The following is a 19,506-nucleotide window of genomic DNA, read 5'->3' on the forward strand; positions in this document are numbered from 1 at the left end:
GCCCCGTAAGCCCACCCCCGAACTGATCACGGTTCCGGGACGCCTGCGCGGCACCATCAAGGCCGCCGAGCAGATCCTCGAGCGCACCAAGGCGGACGCGGTCGTCGGCTTCGGTGGATACGTGGCGCTGCCCGGCTACCTCGCGGCGAAGCGCCTCGGCGTGCCGATCGTGGTGCACGAGGCCAACGCACGGCCCGGCCTCGCCAACAAGATCGGTTCGCGGTACGCCGCCCAGGTCGCGGTCTCGTCGCCGGACAGCAAGCTGCGCAACTCCCGTTACATCGGCATCCCGTTGCGCCGCACCATCGCCACTCTGGACCGCGCCGCGGTGCGTCCCGAGGCGCGTGCCGCGTTCGGCCTCGACCCCAACCTGCCGACCCTGCTGGTCTCCGGCGGCTCGCAGGGCGCCCGCCGCCTCAACGAGGTCGTCCAGCAGGTCGTCCCGTACCTGCAGCGCGCCGGCATCCAGGTCCTGCACGCGGTCGGCCCGAAGAACGAACTGCCGCAGGTGGACAACATGCCCGGGATGCCGCCGTACGTCCCGGTACCGTACGTGGACCGGATGGATCTCGCGTACGCCGCGGCCGACATGATGCTCTGCCGCGCGGGCGCGATGACCGTTGCCGAACTCTCCGCCGTCGGACTCCCGGCCGCCTACGTCCCGCTGCCCATCGGCAACGGCGAACAGCGGCTCAACGCCCAGCCGGTGGTCAAGGCCGGCGGCGGTGTCCTGGTCGACGACGCGGAACTCACCCCGGAGTGGGTGCAGCAGAACGTGCTGCCGGTGCTCGCCGACCCCCACCGGTTGTACGAGATGTCCCGCGCCGCCGCCGAGTTCGGCCGCAGGGACGCCGATGAACTCCTCGTCGGCATGGTCTACGAGGCGATTGCGGCACGCCACCGGGCGTGAGAAGGCAGGGGAGCGTGGCCGGACCCACCACCGCCGAACGAGGCGAACGCAAGCAGGGGGACGCACCGGCCCGCCCGCCCCGACCGACGGGCGGCGGCCGACGACTTCGGCTGCCGCCCACCCGCGTTCTCGTGATCGCGGGAGTCGCCGCCGTACTGCTCGCGGCCGGCGTCGTCTGGCTGCTCTACGGCTCGCAGTGGCTGCGCGTGGAGCGCGTCACGACCTCCGGAACCGAGGTGCTCACCTCCCAAGAGGTACGTGCGGCGGCGGAGGTTCCGGTCGGCGCTCCGCTTATTTCCGTCGACACGGACGGGATTGAGGATCGGCTGCGGAAGAGACTGCGCCGTATCGACACCGTCGAAGCAGTGCGTTCCTGGCCGCACGGAATCGCTCTCAAGGTGACCGAACGCAAGCCGGTACTGCTCATTGAAAAGGGCGGAAAGTTCGTCGAAGTGGACGCCCAGGGCGTGCGGTTCGCGACCGTCGACATCGCTCCGAAGGGCGTTCCGCTTCTGGAATTGGACGCCGCCGCGTCGCCGAGTCTCCACCGCTTCGGAACCGAGCGGCTGTTGCGTGCCGCGGTACGCGTCGCCGGCGATCTGCCGAACGCGGTCACGAAGGACGCCCGTACCGTTCAAGTCCGTTCATATGACTCCATCGCCGTGGAGTTGAAGGGCCAACGCACCGTGGACTGGGGCAGCATGGAGAAGGGCGACGCGAAGGCGGCGTCGCTCACCGCCCTGATGAAAGCCGTACCGAAGGCGCGGTACTTCGACGTGAGTGCGCCCACCGCCCCTGCCGCGTCAGGGAGTTGACGCCTGATTGCGCAGGCCAGCACCCTGGTTGGTCAGCGCAACGGCTGATCACATAGGGTGAAAAGAAAAACGGGAGGTTCGGCGTGTTCGTTGAACGTGCGCCACTTGTCGACTTAGTGTCCTGTTTCGAAGACTCCAGGGAACAGACACACTGGTAACCCTAAACTTCAGCGTTAGGGTTCGGGTCGGCGTTCGGACCGTCCCATTTCGGCATCAGTCGTCGCACCGCACGCACGGCGAAGCGGCGACACGTAACTCGAGGCGAGAGGCCTTCGACGTGGCAGCACCGCAGAACTACCTCGCAGTCATCAAAGTCATCGGTGTCGGCGGCGGTGGTGTCAATGCCATCAACCGGATGATCGAGGTCGGTCTCAAGGGCGTCGAGTTCATCGCCATCAACACCGACGCGCAAGCCCTGTTGATGAGCGACGCGGACGTCAAGCTCGACGTCGGCCGTGAACTCACCCGCGGACTCGGTGCCGGAGCGAATCCGGCAGTCGGCCGCAAGGCGGCCGAAGACCACCGCGAGGAGATCGAGGAGGTCCTCAAGGGGGCCGACATGGTCTTCGTCACCGCCGGTGAAGGTGGCGGCACAGGCACCGGCGGCGCACCCGTCGTCGCCAACATCGCACGCTCACTCGGCGCTCTCACCATTGGTGTGGTGACGCGCCCGTTCACCTTCGAGGGTCGCCGTCGCGCCAATCAGGCCGAGGACGGCATCGCGGAACTCCGCGAAGAGGTCGACACCCTCATCGTGATCCCCAACGACCGTCTGCTCTCCATCTCGGACCGCCAGGTGAGCGTGCTCGACGCGTTCAAGTCGGCGGACCAGGTGCTGCTTTCCGGTGTGCAGGGCATCACGGATCTCATCACCACGCCCGGCCTGATCAACCTCGACTTCGCCGACGTCAAGTCCGTGATGTCCGAGGCGGGTTCGGCGCTCATGGGTATCGGCTCGGCACGCGGCGACGACCGCGCGGTGGCCGCCGCGGAGATGGCGATCTCCTCGCCGCTCCTGGAGGCGTCCATCGACGGCGCCCGTGGCGTACTGCTCTCCATCTCCGGTGGCTCCGACCTCGGCCTGTTCGAGATCAACGAAGCCGCCCAGCTGGTGAGCGAGGCCGCCCACCCCGAGGCCAACATCATCTTCGGTGCCGTCATCGACGACGCGCTCGGCGACGAGGTGCGCGTCACCGTCATCGCCGCGGGCTTCGACGGTGGGCAGCCGCCGGCCAAGCGGGACACCATCGGGGCCGGCGCCGGCAAGCGCGAGGAGCCCACGCCGGTACGGAGCACCACCGAGTCCCGTCCGGCCTTCGGCTCGCTCGGCAGTGTGACCTCGCGCGAGGACAGCACCCCGATCGCCGAACCGGCCCCCGAGCCGGCCCCGGTGAACGAGGCGCCCTCCGCCCCGGTCACTCCGCCGCACGTCCCCACGGCCCGTCCGTACCAGGACAGCCAGGCGGAAGAGCTGGACGTCCCGGACTTCCTGAAGTGACCTTCGCCAAGTGATAACTGCGCACGACACCGTGAACGGCGCGCACTTCGCCTTCACCGACAGGTGGGGCGGGGTGAGCGCCGTTCCGTACGAGGAGCTCAACCTCGGCGGAGCGGTCGGCGACGCCCCCGAGGCGGTCCGCGCCAACCGTGAACTCGCCGCGAAGGCACTGGGCATCGAGCCCGGCGACGTGGTCTGGATGAACCAGGTGCACGGCCGGGACGTGGCCGTGGTCGACGGCCCCTGGGGTGATATTTCCGACATCCCCTCCGTGGACGCCGTGGTGACGGCACGTCGGGGACTCCCACTGGCCGTACTCACCGCCGACTGCACCCCGGTGCTGCTCGCCGACCCGGTCGCCGGTGTCGTCGGAGCCGCGCACGCCGGACGTCCGGGCCTGGTCGCGGGGGTCGTACCGGCCGTCGTCGAGGCGATGGTGGGACTCGGCGCCGAGACGTCGCGGATCATCGCCCGTACCGGGCCCGCGGTCTGCGGCCGTTGCTACGAAGTGCCCGAGCAGATGCGGGCGGACGTGGCGGCGGTCGAGAACGCCGCGTACTCCGAGACGAGTTGGGGGACGCCCGCGGTCGACGTGACCGGCGGGGTGCACGCTCAGCTGGACCGGCTCGGGGTGAGCGGCCGGCAGCGGTCGCCGGTGTGCACGCTGGAATCCGGTGACCACTTCTCGTACCGCCGCGACCGCACCACGGGTCGGCTCGCGGCCTATGTCTGGCTGGACTGATAGGGCATGACGGACCGTAAGGCGGAAATCGCCGCAAATCTGGGCAAGGTGGAGGAGCGTATCGCCGCGGCGTGCGCGGCCGCTGGGCGTGCGCGGGAAGAGGTGACCCTCATCGTGGTCACCAAGACCTACCCCGCGAGCGATGTACGGATCCTGGCGGAGCTCGGCGTACGTCATGTCGCCGAGAACCGTGACCAGGACGCGGCACCCAAGGCTGCCGAGTGCTCAGATCTGCCGCTCACTTGGCACTTCGTGGGTCAGCTGCAGACCAATAAGGTGCGTTCCGTTGTCAGTTATGCCGGTCTGGTGCAGTCCGTGGATCGTCCCAAGCTCGTCACAGCTCTCTCCGCCGCGGCGGTGAAGGCGGAGCGCGAGTTGGGTTGTCTGATCCAGGTCGCCCTCGACGCCGAAGAGGGCGGCAGAGGTGAGCGGGGTGGCGTAGCGCCCGACGGGATCGAGGAGTTGGCCGGACTTGTGGCCAATGCTCCGGGACTGCGGCTCGACGGTCTGATGACCGTGGCGCCGCTCGCCGGACCGTACGCGGGACGGCAACAGGCGGCGTTTCAGCGGCTGGTGGAATTCTCAACCCTCCTGCGCGCGGCTCATCCGGCTGCGAACATGGTGTCAGCGGGGATGAGCGCGGACCTCGAGGAGGCCGTTGCGGCCGGAGCGACACATGTGCGCGTCGGCAGTGCGGTACTCGGAGTCCGACCCCGGCTCCGGTAACGTCGCCAAGAAAGTCGGACCACAGCAGAAAATATGGTCATTCCTGCAGATCAGCGGGGGTGTCGAGTGGATCGTGGGCACTTGGTGGCACAACGGATCCACCACAGAGCGGAGGACTCAGAGCATGGCCGGCGCGATGCGCAAGATGGCGGTCTACCTCGGCCTCGTGGAGGACGACGGTTACGACGGCCGGGGGTTCGACCCCGATGACGAGTTCGAGCCCGAGCTGGATCCGGAACCCGAGCGGGACCGCCGGAGGCACGAGCCCGCGCATGAACTTCAGCAGGACGAACCGGCGCGAAAGGTGCAGACCCCTGCCCCGCGTGAGCCGATGGCCGCGGCCGCTTCGGTACCCGCTGAAATTGGACGTCCGGCGCGAATCGCCCCCGTGGCATCCATCACACCTGAACGTCAGAGCCTGGAGAAGAACGCACCGGTGATCATGCCCAAGGTTGTGTCCGAGCGGGAGCCCTACCGCATCACGACATTGCACCCCCGGACCTACAACGAGGCCCGTACCATCGGGGAACACTTCCGTGAGGGCACTCCGGTGATCATGAATCTGACGGAGATGGACGACACCGACGCGAAGCGACTTGTCGACTTTGCCGCCGGTCTGGTCTTCGGACTGCACGGCAGCATTGAGCGGGTGACGCAGAAGGTGTTCCTGTTGTCGCCTGCTAACGTCGATGTCACGGCGGAGGACAAGGCTCGCATCGCAGAGGGCGGGTTCTTCAACCAGAGCTGAGACGCAGGACCGGATACGAAGCACGAGACACGGGGAGAGGGAAGCGCGAACGATGAGCGTTGTCTGGGATGTGCTCTACATCGCGCTGATGTGTTTCCTGATCGTGTTGATCTTCCGGTTGGTCATGGACTACGTCTTCCAGTTCGCCCGCTCATGGCAACCCGGCAAGGCGATGGTGGTCGTTCTGGAGGCCACCTACACTGTCACTGATCCACCGCTCAAGCTTCTGCGGCGGTTCATCCCGCCGCTGCGTCTCGGGGGCGTGGCGCTCGACCTGTCCTTCTTCGTACTGATGATCATCGTCTACATCCTGATCTCCGTCGTGAGCCGGCTGTGAGCGCGATGTCAACTACGTTCTTGCCGAATGCCGACGACTACGTTGAGGTGAAGAGATGCCGTTGACCCCCGAGGACGTGCGGAACAAGCAGTTCACGACCGTCCGCCTCCGAGAAGGCTATGACGAGGACGAGGTCGATGCCTTCCTAGATGAGGTCGAAGCCGAACTGACGCGACTGCTCCGCGAGAACGAGGACCTGCGCGCGAAGCTCGCCGCAGCGACTCGTGCCGCCGCGCAGAACCAGCAGCAGGGCGGCATGCGTAAGCCCGAGCCGCAGGACCAGCAGCAGCGTGGGCCCGGCGCCCCCGTGCCCGCCGCAATATCGGGTCCGCAGCCGGTGCCGCCGCAGCAGCAACAGCACCTGGGCCCGCCCCAGTTGCCCGGTGGTGCGCCGCAGCTGCCCGCAGGTCCGGGTGGTGGCCACGGTGGTCCGCAGCAGCAGGGCCCCGGTCCCATGCAGGGCGGCCCCATGGGCGGTCCGATGGGCGGCCATGGTCCGCAGCTCCCGCAGGGTGGCGGCGGTCAGGGGGGTCCCGGTGGCGACAGCGCCGCCCGTGTCCTCTCGCTCGCGCAGCAGACCGCTGACCAGGCGATCGCGGAGGCCCGTTCCGAGGCCAACAAGATTGTGGGCGAGGCGCGTTCGCGTGCCGAGGGCCTCGAGCGTGACGCTCGTGCCAAGGCCGACGCCCTGGAGCGGGACGCGCAGGAGAAGCACCGCGTCGCGATGGGCTCTCTTGAGTCCGCCCGCGCCACGCTTGAGCGCAAGGTCGAGGACCTGCGCGGCTTCGAGCGCGAGTACCGCACGCGTCTGAAGTCGTACCTGGAGTCGCAGCTGCGTCAGCTGGAGACCCAGGCCGACGACTCGCTGGCTCCGCCGCGTACCCCGGCGACGGCCTCGCTGCCGCCGTCCCCCTCGATGGCTTCCGCCGGTGCGCCCTCCATGGGTGGCGGCAACCACACGATGGGCGGCAACCACACCATGGGCGGCAACGGAGCCAACTCCGGTGGCGGTTCGTACGGTGGCCAGCAGCAGATGTCGCCCGCGATGACGCAGCCGATGGCGCCGGTGCGACCGCAGGGTCAGCAGCCGATGCAGCAGGCCCCGTCGCCGATGCGCGGGTTCCTCATCGACGAGGACGACAACTGACGATTGTGCGCGCGCAGCGCGCGTAGCGTCGGCAGCGCTTCAAGGGCCTGGCCCCGGGACATGTTCCCGGGGCCAGGCCCTTTTGTGTGCTCTCCGGGTAGGGGTGGGCACAGCAGTGCTGCGGGGCGTGCAGGTGTGCCCGGCACACAACGCCGAAGGCCCGGTGCCACGCGATCCGTTTGGATCGGGTGGCACCGGGCCTTCGGGTTGCCGGGTGGCGTGGGCCGTTACGCCTCGGTCTTGCGGAGGCGGAACGTCAGGCCCAGGCCCTCGTCCGTGAACGGGTCGCCGTACGTCCCGTCGGCCTCACCCGTGGCGAAGTCCAGGGCGAGGACCTCGTCGGCGATCAGGGCGGCGTGCTCGGCGAGGGCGGCGCCGGTCTCCTCGGAGGTGGTCGTCCAGCGCACCGCGATCCGGTCCGCCACGTCCAACCCGCTGTTCTTGCGGGCCTCTTGGATGAGGCGGATGGCGTCACGGGCGAGGCCCGCGCGGCGCAGGTCGTCCGTGATCTCCAGGTCGAGGGCGACCGTGGCGCCGGAGTCCGAGGCGACGGACCAGCCCTCGCGCGGCGTCTCCGTGATGATCACCTCGTCCGGGGCCAGGGTGACCGTCTCGCCCTCGACCTCCACGGAGGCGGTGCCTTCGCGCAGTGCCAGGGAGAGCGCGGCCGCGTCGGCGTCGGCGACGGCCTTGGCCACCGCCTGGACGCCCTTGCCGAAACGCTTGCCCAGGGCACGGAAGTTGGCCTTGGCCGTCGTGTCGACGAGGGAGCCGCCCACCTCGGAGAGCGAGGCGAGGGATGTGACGTTGAGCTCCTCGGTGATCTGGGCGCGGAGTTCGGCGCCCAGGTGCTCGAAGCCGGTGGCCGCGACCAGGGCGCGGGACAGCGGCTGCCGGGTCTTCACACCGGACTCGGCGCGGGTGGCCCGGCCGAGCTCGACCAGGCGGCGTACCAGCGTCATCTGCTGCGAAAGCACCGGGTCCACAAGGGACTTGTCGGCCTCGGGCCACGCGGTGAGGTGGACGGACTCCGGGGCGTCGGGCGTCACCGGGACCACCAGGTCCTGCCAGACCCGCTCGGTGATGAACGGCGTCAGCGGGGCCATCAGGCGGGTGATCGTCTCGACGACCTCGTGCAGGGTGCGGAGCGCGGCCTTGTCGCCCTGCCAGAAGCGGCGGCGGGAGCGGCGCACGTACCAGTTGGAGAGGTTGTCGACGAAGGACGACAGGAGCTTGCCGGCGCGCTGGGTGTCGTACGACTCCAGGGCCTCGGTGGACTGGTCGACCAGGAGGTTCAGCTCGCTGAGCAGCCAGCGGTCCAGGAGCGGGCGCTCGGTGGGGGCCGGGTCGGCGGCGGACGGGGCCCACCCCGACGTACGCGCGTACAGGGCCTGGAAGGCGACCGTGTTCCAGTACGTGAGGAGGGTCTTGCGGACGACCTCCTGGATGGTGCCGTGGCCGACGCGGCGGGCGGCCCAGGGGGAGCCGCCGGCGGCCATGAACCAGCGGACGGCGTCGGCGCCGTGCTGGTCCATCAACGGGATCGGCTCCAGGGTGTTGCCCAGGTGCTTGGACATCTTGCGGCCGTCCTCGGCGAGGATGTGGCCGAGGCAGACCACGTTCTCGTACGAGGACTTGTCGAAGACCAGGGTGCCGACGGCCATCAGTGTGTAGAACCAGCCGCGGGTCTGGTCGATGGCTTCGGAGATGAACTGGGCCGGGTAGCGGGACTCGAAGAGTTCCTTGTTCTTGTGCGGGTAGCCCCACTGCGCGAACGGCATCGAGCCCGAGTCGTACCAGGCGTCGATGACCTCCGGGACGCGCACCGCTTCGAGGGAGCAGCCCTCGTGGCTGCAGGTGAAGGTGACGTCGTCGATGTACGGGCGGTGCGGGTCGAGGGCCGACTGGTCGGTGCCGGTCAGCTCGGAGAGCTCCGCGCGCGAGCCGACACAGGTCAGGTGGTTCTCCTCGCAGCGCCAGATCGGCAGCGGCGTGCCCCAGTAGCGGTTGCGGGAGAGGGCCCAGTCGATGTTGTTGTTCAGCCAGTCGCCGAAGCGGCCGTGCTTGACCGAGTCGGGGAACCAGTTGGTCTTCTCGTTCTCCTCGAGCAGCCGGTCCTTGATGGCGGTCGTCCTGATGTACCAGGACGGCTGCGCGTAGTAGAGCAGCGCGGTGTGGCAGCGCCAGCAGTGCGGGTAGCTGTGCTCGTACGGGGTGTGCCGGAAGAGGAGGCCGCGGGCGTCCAGGTCGGCGGTGAGCTGTTCGTCGGCCTTCTTGAAGAAGACGCCGCCGACCAGCGGGACGTCCTCCTCGAAGGTGCCGTCCTGGCGGACCGGGTTCACCATCGGCAGGCCGTACGCACGGCAGACCTTGAGGTCGTCCTCACCGAAGGCGGGGGACTGGTGGACCAGACCCGTGCCGTCCTCGGTGGTGACGTAGTCGGCGTTGACGATGTAGTGCGCCGGAGCCGGGAACTCCACGAGCTCGAACGGGCGTTGGTAGTTCCAGCGCTCCATCTCGGCGCCGGTGAACGACTCGCCGGTCGTCTCCCAGCCCTCGCCGAGTGCCTTCTCGACGAGCGGCTCGGCGACGACCAGCTTCTCGTTCCCGTCGGTCGCGACGACGTAGGTCACGTCGGGGTGCGCGGCGACGGCGGTGTTGGAGACGAGGGTCCAGGGGGTGGTCGTCCAGACGAGGAGCGAGGCCTGGCCGGCGAGGGGGCCGCCGGTGAGCGGGAAGCGGACGAAGACGGAGGGGTCGACGACCGTCTCGTACCCCTGCGCCAGCTCGTGGTCGGAGAGGCCGGTGCCGCAGCGGGGGCACCAGGGGGCGACGCGGTGGTCCTGGACGAGCAGGTCCTTGTCGAAGATCTGCTTCAGGGACCACCAGACCGATTCGATGTACTCGGGGTTCATCGTGCGGTAGGCGTCGTCGAGGTCGACCCAGTACCCCATGCGGGTCGTCAGGTCGGCGAAGGCGTCGGTGTGCCGGGTCACGGACTCGCGGCACTTGGCGTTGAACTCGGCGATGCCGTACGCCTCGATGTCCTTCTTGCCGTTGAAGCCGAGCTCCTTCTCGACCGCCAGCTCGACGGGCAGGCCGTGGCAGTCCCAGCCGGCCTTGCGCGCCACGTGGTAGCCGCGCATGGTGCGGAAGCGCGGGAAGACGTCCTTGAAGACGCGGGCCTCGATGTGGTGGGCGCCGGGCATGCCGTTCGCGGTCGGCGGGCCCTCGTAGAAGACCCACTCGGGGCGGCCCTCGGACTGCTCCAGCGTCTTGGCGAAGATCTTCTGCTCGTCCCAGAACTGGAGCACGGCGTGCTCGAGGGCGGGCAGGTCGACCTGGGCGGGCACCTGGTGGTACTGCGGCTGCGTGTTCAACGCGCTTCCTCCGGCGGACGATTCCGTTCCGTCGGAGGGACGAGAGCCACTTGTCGCGCTCCCGCGGTACCACCCTCCTTGGCCTTCCCTACGCGCGTGGCGCACGGGAAAGCCCCCTCATTGGGGTCGCGATGCCGGGTCTACTCGCCTCGGCGGGGGCTTCGGCTTTCTTCCGGCGGCTCCGGGGTGATCTTCACGTCTCGCCTGCCCCCGGGCTCACACCGTCCCCGGGTCGCTCGTGGCCGCGTCGGACGCTACTCGTCCCCATCCACGCTTCTCGCTCCGCCCAGTGTACGGGGCCTCGGCTCACCTGGCCGACCGGTTTCCGACCGGCCGGGTGCGAAGCGGTGAGGGGCCTTTTCAGGCGTGCTCGGGGATGGCGTCCTTGAGGGACTCACGGACCATCGTCCGCAGTTCGGGGTTGTCCGTGTGGCCGTGAACGGACGCGGCGTGCTCGCTGGCGGCGCGGACCACTTCCTCCTCCTCACCGGAGATGGTGAGGGTGCAGTTCATCTCGCTCGGGAATTCGCGACAGTCGGCTGTTTTGCGCATGGGGCACCTCCTTCGTTTCGTGTCCAATTATGCCCGCATATGGGGCATGGGGCGGGTTTTCGCTGGTGTGCGGAGGAGGGCGGTACGGCGCCGGCCGGTGACCCGAATGGCGATACGTCGACCAGCCGGATCCTGGCCCGCAGAGACCGGCGGATTACCCGGCGGGGAGCTGGGCACAACGCTTGCATGCACGCCGCGCGGCACCCGTGGGGCGGGCGGATCGGGCGGCGTGCCCCGTTGCCGCGGGCCTGGGGTCGATTTATCGTCCCACCACGATTCGCGTGCAAGATCACAGAATGTGAAGGGGCCGCGGCCATGGTGGCGAAGAAGACCGCCGTACCGGAGCCGGCGTCCGCCGGGACAGCGCCGGCGAAGCAGGCGACGAAGAAGGCCGCGGCGAAGAAGGCAGCCGTGAAGAAGGCCGAGGAGCCGCCTACCGAGGACGTGGGCACCGAGGACGTGGCGGAGCACCCGACCGCGGCGAAGAAGACGACGGCGAAGAAGGCGACGGCCACCAAGAAGGCGACGGGCAAGAAGGCCACCGCGAAGAAAGCGCAGGCCGGGCACGAGGAAGCGGCCGAGCAGGCCGAGTCCGCGGCGCACCGCGAGGCCACGAAAACGGCCACCAAGAAGAGCGTGACCAAGAAGGCCACGGCGAAGAAGACCGTGGCGAAGAAGGCGGCCGCCGGAGTCGATGACGCCGGTGCCGACCAAGGGAAGAGCGCGACCGGGAAGGCCGCGGCAGCCGAGCAGGCTGCCGACGGTGCGGCGAAGTCGGAGAAGAAGGCGGGAGCCAAGTCGGTGGTTGCGAAGAAGACTTCTGGAGCGGCGACGAAGCGGACGGCCGCCTCCGTACCCAAGGCGCGTGTGGTGGCGGCAGAGCCGGGTGAGCTCGCCGTCCGGCCGGGCGAGGACCCGTGGACCCCCGCCGAGGTCGCCGAGGCGCGCACGCTGCTGCTCGACGAGGCGGGCCGGCTGCGCACCGAGATCCTGGCGTCAGAGGCGGCCCTGCAGGGGCTGATGCGCGACTCCGGGGACGGGGCCGGGGACGACGAGGCGGACACCGGGACGAAGAACATCACGCGCGAGCACGAGATGTCTCTGGCGGCCAACGCGCGGGAGATGCTGGAGCAGACCGAGCGGGCCCTGGAACGCCTCGAAGCGGGCACCTACGGTGTCTGCGAGAGCTGTGGTCAGCCCATCGGCAAGGCCAGGATGCAGGCCTTCCCGCGCGCCACTCTCTGTGTGGAGTGCAAGCAGAAGCAGGAACGGCGCTACTAGGGCGCAGGCGCCCTACGGCTGTGTCGTACCCTCGTCCTCATTCCGGAATCTAGGTTGAGGGACTCACGTGGCAGAGGCGGAGCGCATCATCGGTAGGCCGGACAAGGACGCCGGTGCCGGTGCGGAGCCGGGGCGTTCGGACGCCGCGGAGACCCCGGCGGCGGAGTCGGCTTCCGCGGCCGACGCGAAGGTTTCCCCGGCCGAGGCGAGCGATGACGCCGCGGCGGCTGTGGAGCCTTCCGGCTCGGAGGACTCGGTGGACTCGGCGGACGCGGTCGACCCGGCGGGTTCTTCGGATGCCTCGGACGATGCCGATCGTGACGGCGACGGCGACGGCGACGGCGAGAAGCCCAAGGGGCGGCGGAAGATCGCGGTGCTGTTCGCCGTCGCCGCCTTCGCGTACGCCGTCGACCTGATCAGCAAGATGCTCGTGGTCGAGAAGCTGGAGCACCACGAGCCGATCCAGCTCCTCGGGGACTGGCTGAGCCTGCACGCCATCCGGAACGCCGGTGCGGCGTTCGGGATCGGTGAGGCCTTCACCGTGATCTTCACCATCATCGCGGCGACCGTGATCGTGGTGATCGCCCGCCTCGCGCGCAAGCTGTACAGCCTGCCCTGGGCGATCGCGCTCGGTCTGCTGCTCGGTGGTGCGCTCGGCAACCTCACCGACCGGATCTTCCGCTCGCCGGGCGTCTTCGAGGGTGCGGTGGTCGACTTCATCGCGCCGAAGGGGTTCGCGGTGTTCAACCTGGCGGACTCGGCGATCGTGTGCGGCGGCATCCTGATCGTGCTGCTGTCCTTCCGCGGGCTCGACCCGGACGGGACCGTGCACAGGGACTGAGCGTCTTCGTCGCCGGGCTCTCGTACGGCGGTGTCGTACCTGTCCTGCATACTCGACGGGTGAGCACGATTCCCGAGATCCGCACCCTGCCCGTGCCCGACGGCCTGGAGGGCGAGCGTGTAGACGCCGCCATCTCCCGCATGTTCGGCTTTTCCCGTACCAAGGCCGCCGAGCTGGCCGCTGCCGGAAAGGTGCAGGTCGACGGGTCGGTAGTCGGCAAGTCCGAGCGGGTGCACGGCGGGGCCTGGCTCGAGGTGGAGATGCCGCAGGCGGCGCCGCCCGTGCAGATCGTCGCGGAGCCGGTCGAGGGCATGGAGATCGTGCACGACGACGACGACATCGTCGTGATCATGAAGCCGGTCGGTGTGGCCGCGCACCCCAGCCCCGGTTGGAGCGGCACCACGGTGATCGGCGGGCTCGCGGCCGCCGGGTACCGCATCTCGACCTCCGGCGCGGCCGAGCGGCAGGGCATCGTGCATCGGCTCGACGTCGGCACCTCCGGCCTGATGGTCGTGGCCAAGTCGGAGTACGCGTACACGTCGCTGAAGCGTCAGTTCAAGGAGCGCACGGTCGACAAGCGCTACAACGCGCTGGTGCAGGGGCACCCCGATCCGATGAGCGGCACCATCGACGCTCCGATCGGCCGGCACCCGAACCATGACTACAAGTGGGCCGTGATCTCCGAGGGCAAGCCGTCGGTGACGCATTACGACCTGGTCGAGGCGTTCCGGTCGGCCTCGCTGCTCGACATCAAGCTGGAGACCGGGCGCACCCACCAGATCCGGGTGCACATGTCGGCCCACCGGCACCCCTGCGTGGGCGACCTGACGTACGGCGCCGACCCGACCCTCGCCAAGCGCCTCGGCCTCACCCGGCAGTGGCTGCACGCGGTGCGGCTCGGCTTCGAGCACCCCGGTGACGGGCGCTGGGTCGAGTTCGAGAGCGGCTACCCGGACGACCTTCAGCAGGCCCTCGACCGGGTGCGGGCGGAGAGCGAGTGACGACGGGGTCGTACGAGGTCCGGGTCGCCCGGTCCGAGGCCGACCGCGAGGCTTGCTTCGGCGTGCGGCACGAGGTGTTCGTGGTCGAGCAGCGGGTGCCGAAGGACCTGGAGTACGACACGTACGACGAGGTCGCCGTGCATGTGCTCGCCGTCGGGGACGACGGGACGGCGCACGGCACCGGGCGGCTGCTGCACGGCGAGGCCGCCACGGCGAAGGTCGACGGCGACCTGACCATCGGCTCCCTCGGACGGCTCGCCGTCACCCGGGGCGCGCGCGGGCTCGGTGTGGGCGCCGCGCTTGTGCGGGGCATCGAGGACGTGGCCAGGGAGCTCGGGCTCGCCGCGGTCGACCTGCACGCGCAGACGCATGCGCTGCGGTTCTACGAGCGGCTCGGATATGTGGCGTACGGCGAGGAGTTCCCGGACGCGGGGATCGCGCACCGTGCGATGCGGCGGGTGCTCTGAGACCCGGAGGCGCCGTTACCGGGAGCGCTGGTTAGGAAAGTTTCCTGTTCTTCTTGACGGGCGGGGTCAACCTCCCTAGTTTTCCGGGGAGTTGACCCGTTGACCCCTGCCCCCACAGGAGCTCCCATGCGTCCAGGTCTCTCGCGCAAGCACCGCAGGAACACCCGCCGTCGCCGTGCCGTGGCCGCGTCCGTGACCGCCGTGGGTGTGCTCGCCCTCGCCAGCGTCTGGCAGGCGAGCGCGGGCGAGGCCGCCGCGCCGCTCTGGCAGGCGGATCCGGCCAAGGGCACCAGCGTCTTCGAGGGCGTCGAGAAGAAGCCCGGCGAGGTGACGGTCGTCGACGACCCGAAGGGCGCGTACGGGAAGACGTACCGGCTGTACACCTCCGGCGACAAGGTCTCGCCCGAGGACCGGGTGCGGGTCGAGACGCGGGGGCACAAGCGGCCCGACGGGTCCACGCTGCGCTTCGACGAGGGCGACACCGTCTACATCGGCTGGCGTTCGATGTGGGACCCGCTGCCCACCGCCGCCGGTGACTGGGTCGCCCTCTGGCAGCTCAAGGACTACGGCGGCGCCGCCGCCACCCCGCCGCTCTCGCTGCGGGCGCGCGGCGACGGCACGGTCGACCTGGAGTACTGCGACCCGGACCTGAAGACGACGCGGCTCTGGGACACCCCGCTGCGCACCGGTGAGTGGCACCACTTCGTCGTCGGGATCACCGTGTCCGACGACCCGGCCAAGGGCTCCGTGAAGTTCTGGTACGACGGCGAGCAGCAGCAGCTCAAGGGCGGTGACACCTTCAAGGGGGCCACCCTGCGCGCGGACTGGGTCACCGACAAGTGGGGCGTCTACCGCTCCGACGGTGTGAAGGGCGAGGCGACCGCGTATCTCAACGGGGCCAAGGTGGGGCGCAGTTACGCCGACGTCGCTCCCTGAGTGGGGGACATGACGGGTTTGCCGGTTATGCGTGGCAGGCTTGAGGGGCGCGCTCCCGATCTTCGGGGGCGCGCCCCGCGTGCTGTGCGCTCCGTACGGCCGCCCGTCGTGACCGTCCGGAGGCCGCCGAAGTGGACCAGTTGGCCCTGCTGTTCGTCCTGCTCCTCGGGGCCGTGCTGAGCGTCCCGCTCGGGGAACGGCTCGGCCTGCCCGCGCCGGTCCTGATGACGCTCGGCGGGATCGTGCTCGCGCTCCTGGAGTTCGTGCCCAATGTCGACATCCCGCCCGAGTACATCCTTCCGCTCGTCCTGCCCCCGCTGCTCTACGCCTCCGTGCAGCGCACCTCCTGGCGGCAGTTCACCGCCAACCTGAGGCCGATCCTGCTGCTCGCGGTCGCCCTGGTCTTCGTCACCACGGCCGCCGTCGCGCTCGTCGCCAACGCTGTCGTACCCGGCCTTCCGCTCGCCGCGGCCGTCGCGCTCGGCGCGCTCGTCGCACCGCCCGACCCGGTCGCCGCCACCGCGGTGGCCGGTCAACTCGGGCTTCCCAGGCGCCTGGTGTCGATCCTGGAGGGCGAGGGCCTCTTCAACGACGTGACCGCGATCGTGCTCTACCACGTGGCCATCGCCGCGGCCGTCAGCGGCAGCTTCTCGCTGCCGGAGGCCGCGCTCGAACTGGTCCTCTCCGCGGTCGTCGCGCTCGCCGTCGGCCTCGGCATCGGCTGGGCCGCCAACAAACTCATGGGCTTCCTCGGCGACGCCACCCTCCAGGTCGGCCTGACCCTCCTCGTACCGTTCGTCGCGTACGTACTGGCCGAGGAGCTGAAGGGTTCCGGGGTGCTCGCGGTGCTCGTGACCGCGCTGTTCCTCGCGGAGTACGCGGTCGATGCCGACGACGTGATGGGGCGGCTCGCCGGACGCACCTTCTGGGAGGTCGTCGACACCCTGGTCACCGGGATCGCCTTCGGCCTCATCGGACTCGAACTGCACAACGCCATCAACACCGCCGCGGGCCGCTGGGGTGAGCTCCTCGGCTGGGCGGTCGCCGTCACCGCGGTCGTGGTCCTCGTACGACTCCTCTGGCTGCTGCCCGCGACCTGGATCGCCAAGCGGCTGCACCACAAACGCGACTACGACGAGGAGATCCCGGTCAGTTGGCGGGAGACCGTCGTCATGTGGTGGTCGGGGATGCGCGGGGTGGCGTCCGTGGCGCTCGCACTCGCCATCCCGCTGAAGACGGACGACGGCGCGGCCTTCCCCGTACGCGAGGAGATCATCTTCATCGCCTTCGGCGTCATCATGGCGACGCTCGTGGTGCAGGGGCTCACGCTGCCCTGGCTGGTACGGAAGCTCGGGGTCGAGCCGGATGCGGAGGCGGAGGAGGCGTACGAGAAGGATCTCGCTGTCCGGGCCGCGAAGGCCGCCAAGAAGCGGCTCAAGGAGATCCAGGACGTCGAGGAGCTGCCGGACGAGTTCGCCGAGCAACTCGCCCGCAGGGCCTACGAGATCGGGGCCCGGATCAGTCCCGACATGGGGGACGCGGAGCGGCGGGCGGCGTACGCGAAGCGGAGTGTGTGGGCGAAGCGGGTGCGGCGGATTCAGGGGGAGATGCTGTCGGCTGCGCGGCATGAGGTTTTGGCTGCGCGTAATGAGCCCGGGTCTGATCCGGAGATCGTTGATCGGGTTCTGCGGCATCTGGATGTGCGTAGCTTGCGGTAGTTGTTGCTGTTGTCCGGGGCTCGGTTCCCTGGGCGCTGCGCCCCAGACCCCGCTCCCATCGGCCTGCGGCCTCGTCCTCAAGCGCCGGACGGGCTGGGATTGGGCGGGGTTGGATTTTCGGATGCGCTGGAATGGGCGGACGTGCTGGACCTTGCGCTGATCGTCACCTGCGGTAGCGCGTACGGGTGGTGGGTCGTCAGCCAGTGGATCAGTTGTTCTCGGACGGTGACGCGGACCGTCCAGATGTCGTCGGCGTCCTTCGCGGTGACCAGGGCGCGTACCTGCATCGTCGTCGGGGTGGTGTCCGTGACGGTGAGGTTCCAGTCGCGGCCGTCCCAGGCGGGGCACTCGCGCACGATGTCGTGCAGCTTCTCCCGCATCTCGGGCAGCGGGGCGCGGTGGTCGACGTGCAGGAAGACCGTTCCGGTCAACTGGGCGCCGCCGCGGGACCAGTTCTCGAACGGCTTCGACGTGAAGTACGACACCGGCATGGTGATCCGGCGGTCGTCCCAGGTGCGGACCGTCAGGAACGTCAGCGTGATCTCGTCGACCGTGCCCCACTCGCCGTCCACCACCACCGTGTCGCCGATCCGCACCATGTCGCCGAAGGCGATCTGCAGGCCCGCGAAGAGGTTGCCGAGCGTGGACTGGGCCGCGATGCCCGCGACGATGCCGAGTACGCCCGCGGAGGCGAGCAGGGACGCGCCCGCCGTGCGCATCGCCGGGAAGGTGAGCAGCATCGAGGCCGCCGCCACCACGCCGACCACGGCGGTGACCACGCGCTGGATCAGCGTGATCTGGGTACGCACCCGGCGTACCCGGGCCGGATCGCGGTGGGTGGCGGCGTACCGCGCGTAGGACGTGTCGACGATCGCCGACGCGATCCGCACCACCAGCCACGCCGACGAGGCGATCAGGGTCAGGGCGAGAGCGTGGCCGAGGCCCGCCGAGTGGTCGGGGAGGACCCCGGACTGGCGGTGCGAGGCGCCCAACAGGGCGGTGCCGAGGACGAGTTGGAGCGGCAGCCGGCAGCGGCGCAGCTGGCCCCAGAGCGGGGTCTCCGGGTGCCGGGCGTCGGCGCGGCGCAGCAGCAGGTCCACCAGCCAGCCGACGACCAGCGTGAGGACGACCGTGCCGCCGAGGACGATCAGCGGGCGCAGTACGTTCTCCATGCGTCGAGGGTATGCGGCGCCTGGCACGATGGGTCCATGGACATCATGCTTTTCCACTCGGCGCAGGGCCTGCGCCCGGCCGTGCACGCGGCGGCGGACCGGCTGCGCGCCGCCGGGCACGTGGTGCACGTGCCGGACTTCTTCGACGGGCGGACCGCCGACACCGTCGAAGAGGGAATGAAGATCAAGGACGAGATCGGCAAGGACGAGCTGCTGCGCCGGGCCGTGCTCGCCGCCGCGCCCTATTCGGAGCGCGGACTGCTGTACGCCGGGTTCTCGCTCGGCGGTTCCCTGGCGCAGACCCTCGCGCTCGGTGACTCCAAGGCCCGCGGGCTGCTTCTGCTGCACGGCACATCGGACATCGCGGAGGAGGCTTCGGCGGAGGACCTGCCGGTGCAGCTGCATGTCGCGGACCCGGACCCGTTCGAGCCGCACGACTGGCTGAACGCCTGGTACCTGCGGATGCGCAGGGCGGGCGCGGACGTCGAGGTCTTCCGCTACCCGGGCGCCGGGCACCTCTACACGGACCCGGACCTTCCGGACTACGACGAGGAGTCGGCGGAGCAGACGTGGCGGGTGGCTCTCGGGTTCATCGAGTCGCTGTAGCCGTGAGACGAGCCCGCACTCAAGGGCGCGTGCAGCGCCCCGTCGGGTTCGTGGCCGGTGGGCGGCACTGCAGCGGGAGGTCGGCCTTGTCGTGGCTCAGGTACCGGCCGACGCAGACCTTCAGGGCGTTCCGGCCGAGAGTCGCGCAGTACTGCAGTGCCGCCCGGCCGTTGGTGAACGGCCCCGGCGCGTAGATCACCCAGTAACCCGGCTTGAGCGACGCGAAGTTGTCGCTGCGCAGGAAGCGGGCCTTGGGCACCGTCTCGCGGATCCTGGCGAGGCGCTGGTCGCGTGCCGCCGTGCCCGAGGAGACCGGCTCCGAGAGGAACTGCGCGATCCAGGTGTTGGGCGTCGGGGGCGGCGTCGGCGTACGACTGGGCTTGCCCGTGGGCGAGTTGGTGGGACGGCCCGGATCTGTGCCGCCGTCGGGGGACCCGGTGGGGTGCTGCGTCGCCGTACCGGTCGGCTTGGGGTCCGCGCCGCCCTCGGTGCGCTCGCCGTCGGGGCCGCGCAGCGCGAGCAGCAGGCTGGTGCCGGCGATCAGGGCGACGGCTACCGCGATCACCGCGACGATCACGGGCGTGGGGAGGGGGCCTGCCGGTCGCTGCCGCCGCGGCGGGGCGGGGGCG

19 protein-coding genes are annotated in these 19,506 nt (G+C 69.7%); 15 read left to right on the top strand and 4 right to left on the bottom strand.

What is annotated here, in order from left to right; genetic code table 11:
* The 8 genes from GUY60_RS16540 to GUY60_RS16575 all read left to right on the top strand — a co-directional run.
* Positions 1–910: UDP-N-acetylglucosamine--N-acetylmuramyl-(pentapeptide) pyrophosphoryl-undecaprenol N-acetylglucosamine transferase (locus tag GUY60_RS16540; protein WP_161698500.1), on the top strand; the 910-nt coding region annotated here is incomplete at its 5' end.
* A gap of 14 nt (positions 911–924) precedes the next feature.
* Entirely contained in the window at positions 925–1,725 is an 801-nt protein-coding gene (locus tag GUY60_RS16545) for a cell division protein FtsQ/DivIB (RefSeq protein ID WP_161698502.1), read from the top strand.
* 277 nt (positions 1,726–2,002) lie between these two features.
* Positions 2,003–3,223, top strand: coding sequence for a cell division protein FtsZ (gene ftsZ / locus GUY60_RS16550; RefSeq protein ID WP_161698504.1), 1,221 nt, complete (start codon positions 2,003–2,005; stop codon positions 3,221–3,223).
* 31 nt (positions 3,224–3,254) lie between these two features.
* The gene (gene pgeF, locus GUY60_RS16555; protein ID WP_161698531.1) at positions 3,255–3,965 is read left to right on the top strand and encodes a peptidoglycan editing factor PgeF; all 711 of its coding nucleotides are present in this window, start codon (positions 3,255–3,257) and stop codon (positions 3,963–3,965) included.
* Positions 3,966–3,971: 6 nt separating this feature from the next.
* Positions 3,972–4,691 carry a YggS family pyridoxal phosphate-dependent enzyme gene (locus GUY60_RS16560; RefSeq protein ID WP_161698505.1) on the top strand — a complete coding sequence of 240 codons (720 nt, stop codon included), beginning with the start codon at positions 3,972–3,974 and terminating at the stop codon, positions 4,689–4,691.
* 124 nt (positions 4,692–4,815) lie between these two features.
* Complete coding sequence (locus GUY60_RS16565) at positions 4,816–5,439, top strand: cell division protein SepF (protein ID WP_161698507.1); 624 nt, start codon at positions 4,816–4,818, stop codon at positions 5,437–5,439.
* 52 nt (positions 5,440–5,491) lie between these two features.
* Positions 5,492–5,776 (top strand): YggT family protein, encoded by a 285-nt coding sequence (locus GUY60_RS16570; protein ID WP_161698509.1) that lies wholly within the window; start codon positions 5,492–5,494, stop codon positions 5,774–5,776.
* A 55-nt stretch (positions 5,777–5,831) separates the two neighbouring features.
* The gene (locus GUY60_RS16575; RefSeq protein ID WP_161698511.1) at positions 5,832–6,923 is read left to right on the top strand and encodes a DivIVA domain-containing protein; all 1,092 of its coding nucleotides are present in this window, start codon (positions 5,832–5,834) and stop codon (positions 6,921–6,923) included.
* A gap of 227 nt (positions 6,924–7,150) precedes the next feature.
* Here GUY60_RS16575 and ileS read toward each other — a convergent pair whose 3' ends face one another.
* Together ileS and GUY60_RS16590 are read right to left on the bottom strand one after the other, a co-directional pair.
* Positions 7,151–10,303, bottom strand: a complete 3,153-nt coding sequence (ileS, locus tag GUY60_RS16580) for an isoleucine--tRNA ligase (RefSeq protein ID WP_161698513.1) — start codon at positions 10,301–10,303, stop codon at positions 7,151–7,153.
* A gap of 360 nt (positions 10,304–10,663) precedes the next feature.
* Positions 10,664–10,855 (bottom strand): DUF1059 domain-containing protein, encoded by a 192-nt coding sequence (locus tag GUY60_RS16590; protein ID WP_161698515.1) that lies wholly within the window; start codon positions 10,853–10,855, stop codon positions 10,664–10,666.
* Positions 10,856–11,170: 315 nt separating this feature from the next.
* On the opposite strand from GUY60_RS16590, the gene GUY60_RS16600 reads away from it, so the two are divergent.
* From GUY60_RS16600 to GUY60_RS16625, 6 genes are all read left to right on the top strand, one after another.
* Entirely contained in the window at positions 11,171–12,136 is a 966-nt protein-coding gene (locus tag GUY60_RS16600; RefSeq protein ID WP_161698517.1) for a TraR/DksA family transcriptional regulator, read from the top strand.
* A 67-nt stretch (positions 12,137–12,203) separates the two neighbouring features.
* Positions 12,204–12,977, top strand: a complete 774-nt coding sequence (lspA, locus tag GUY60_RS39720) for a signal peptidase II (protein WP_312866325.1) — start codon at positions 12,204–12,206, stop codon at positions 12,975–12,977.
* A 59-nt stretch (positions 12,978–13,036) separates the two neighbouring features.
* Positions 13,037–13,978 (top strand): RluA family pseudouridine synthase, encoded by a 942-nt coding sequence (locus GUY60_RS16610; protein ID WP_161698519.1) that lies wholly within the window; start codon positions 13,037–13,039, stop codon positions 13,976–13,978.
* A complete protein-coding gene (locus GUY60_RS16615; protein WP_161698521.1) occupies positions 13,975–14,445 on the top strand; it encodes a GNAT family N-acetyltransferase in 471 nt (156 codons plus the stop codon). Before GUY60_RS16610 ends, GUY60_RS16615 begins: the two co-directional genes overlap by 4 nt.
* Before the next feature lie 126 nt (positions 14,446–14,571).
* Positions 14,572–15,381, top strand: coding sequence for a heparin lyase I family protein (locus GUY60_RS16620; protein WP_161698523.1), 810 nt, complete (start codon positions 14,572–14,574; stop codon positions 15,379–15,381).
* Positions 15,382–15,512: 131 nt separating this feature from the next.
* On the top strand, positions 15,513–17,099 hold the full coding sequence (locus GUY60_RS16625) for a Na+/H+ antiporter (RefSeq protein WP_161698525.1): 1,587 nt from the start codon (positions 15,513–15,515) through the stop codon (positions 17,097–17,099).
* A gap of 77 nt (positions 17,100–17,176) precedes the next feature.
* Here GUY60_RS16625 and GUY60_RS16630 read toward each other — a convergent pair whose 3' ends face one another.
* A complete protein-coding gene (locus tag GUY60_RS16630) occupies positions 17,177–18,271 on the bottom strand; it encodes a mechanosensitive ion channel family protein (protein ID WP_161698527.1) in 1,095 nt (364 codons plus the stop codon).
* A gap of 36 nt (positions 18,272–18,307) precedes the next feature.
* On the opposite strand from GUY60_RS16630, the gene GUY60_RS16635 reads away from it, so the two are divergent.
* Positions 18,308–18,877, top strand: a complete 570-nt coding sequence (locus GUY60_RS16635; RefSeq protein ID WP_161698529.1) for a dienelactone hydrolase family protein — start codon at positions 18,308–18,310, stop codon at positions 18,875–18,877.
* A gap of 19 nt (positions 18,878–18,896) precedes the next feature.
* Here GUY60_RS16635 and GUY60_RS38245 read toward each other — a convergent pair.
* The coding region (locus GUY60_RS38245) for a transposase (RefSeq protein WP_512700835.1) at positions 18,897–19,506 on the bottom strand (610 nt) is incomplete at its 5' end.

The sequence above is a fragment of the Streptomyces boluensis genome (genome assembly GCF_009908195.1).
Classification (GTDB): domain Bacteria; phylum Actinomycetota; class Actinomycetes; order Streptomycetales; family Streptomycetaceae; genus Streptomyces; species Streptomyces boluensis.

Coding starts and splice junctions, on each gene's coding strand:
- GUY60_RS16635 (WP_161698529.1), top strand. CDS start 18,308: ATGGACATCATGCTTTTCCACTCGGCGCAGGGCCTGCGCCCGGCCGTG.
- GUY60_RS16620 (WP_161698523.1), top strand. CDS start 14,572: ATGCGTCCAGGTCTCTCGCGCAAGCACCGCAGGAACACCCGCCGTCGC.
- GUY60_RS16630 (WP_161698527.1), bottom strand. CDS start 18,271: ATGGAGAACGTACTGCGCCCGCTGATCGTCCTCGGCGGCACGGTCGTC.
- GUY60_RS16600 (WP_161698517.1), top strand. CDS start 11,171: ATGGTGGCGAAGAAGACCGCCGTACCGGAGCCGGCGTCCGCCGGGACA.
- GUY60_RS16590 (WP_161698515.1), bottom strand. CDS start 10,855: ATGCGCAAAACAGCCGACTGTCGCGAATTCCCGAGCGAGATGAACTGC.
- GUY60_RS16565 (WP_161698507.1), top strand. CDS start 4,816: ATGGCCGGCGCGATGCGCAAGATGGCGGTCTACCTCGGCCTCGTGGAG.
- GUY60_RS16575 (WP_161698511.1), top strand. CDS start 5,832: ATGCCGTTGACCCCCGAGGACGTGCGGAACAAGCAGTTCACGACCGTC.
- GUY60_RS16570 (WP_161698509.1), top strand. CDS start 5,492: ATGAGCGTTGTCTGGGATGTGCTCTACATCGCGCTGATGTGTTTCCTG.
- GUY60_RS16560 (WP_161698505.1), top strand. CDS start 3,972: ATGACGGACCGTAAGGCGGAAATCGCCGCAAATCTGGGCAAGGTGGAG.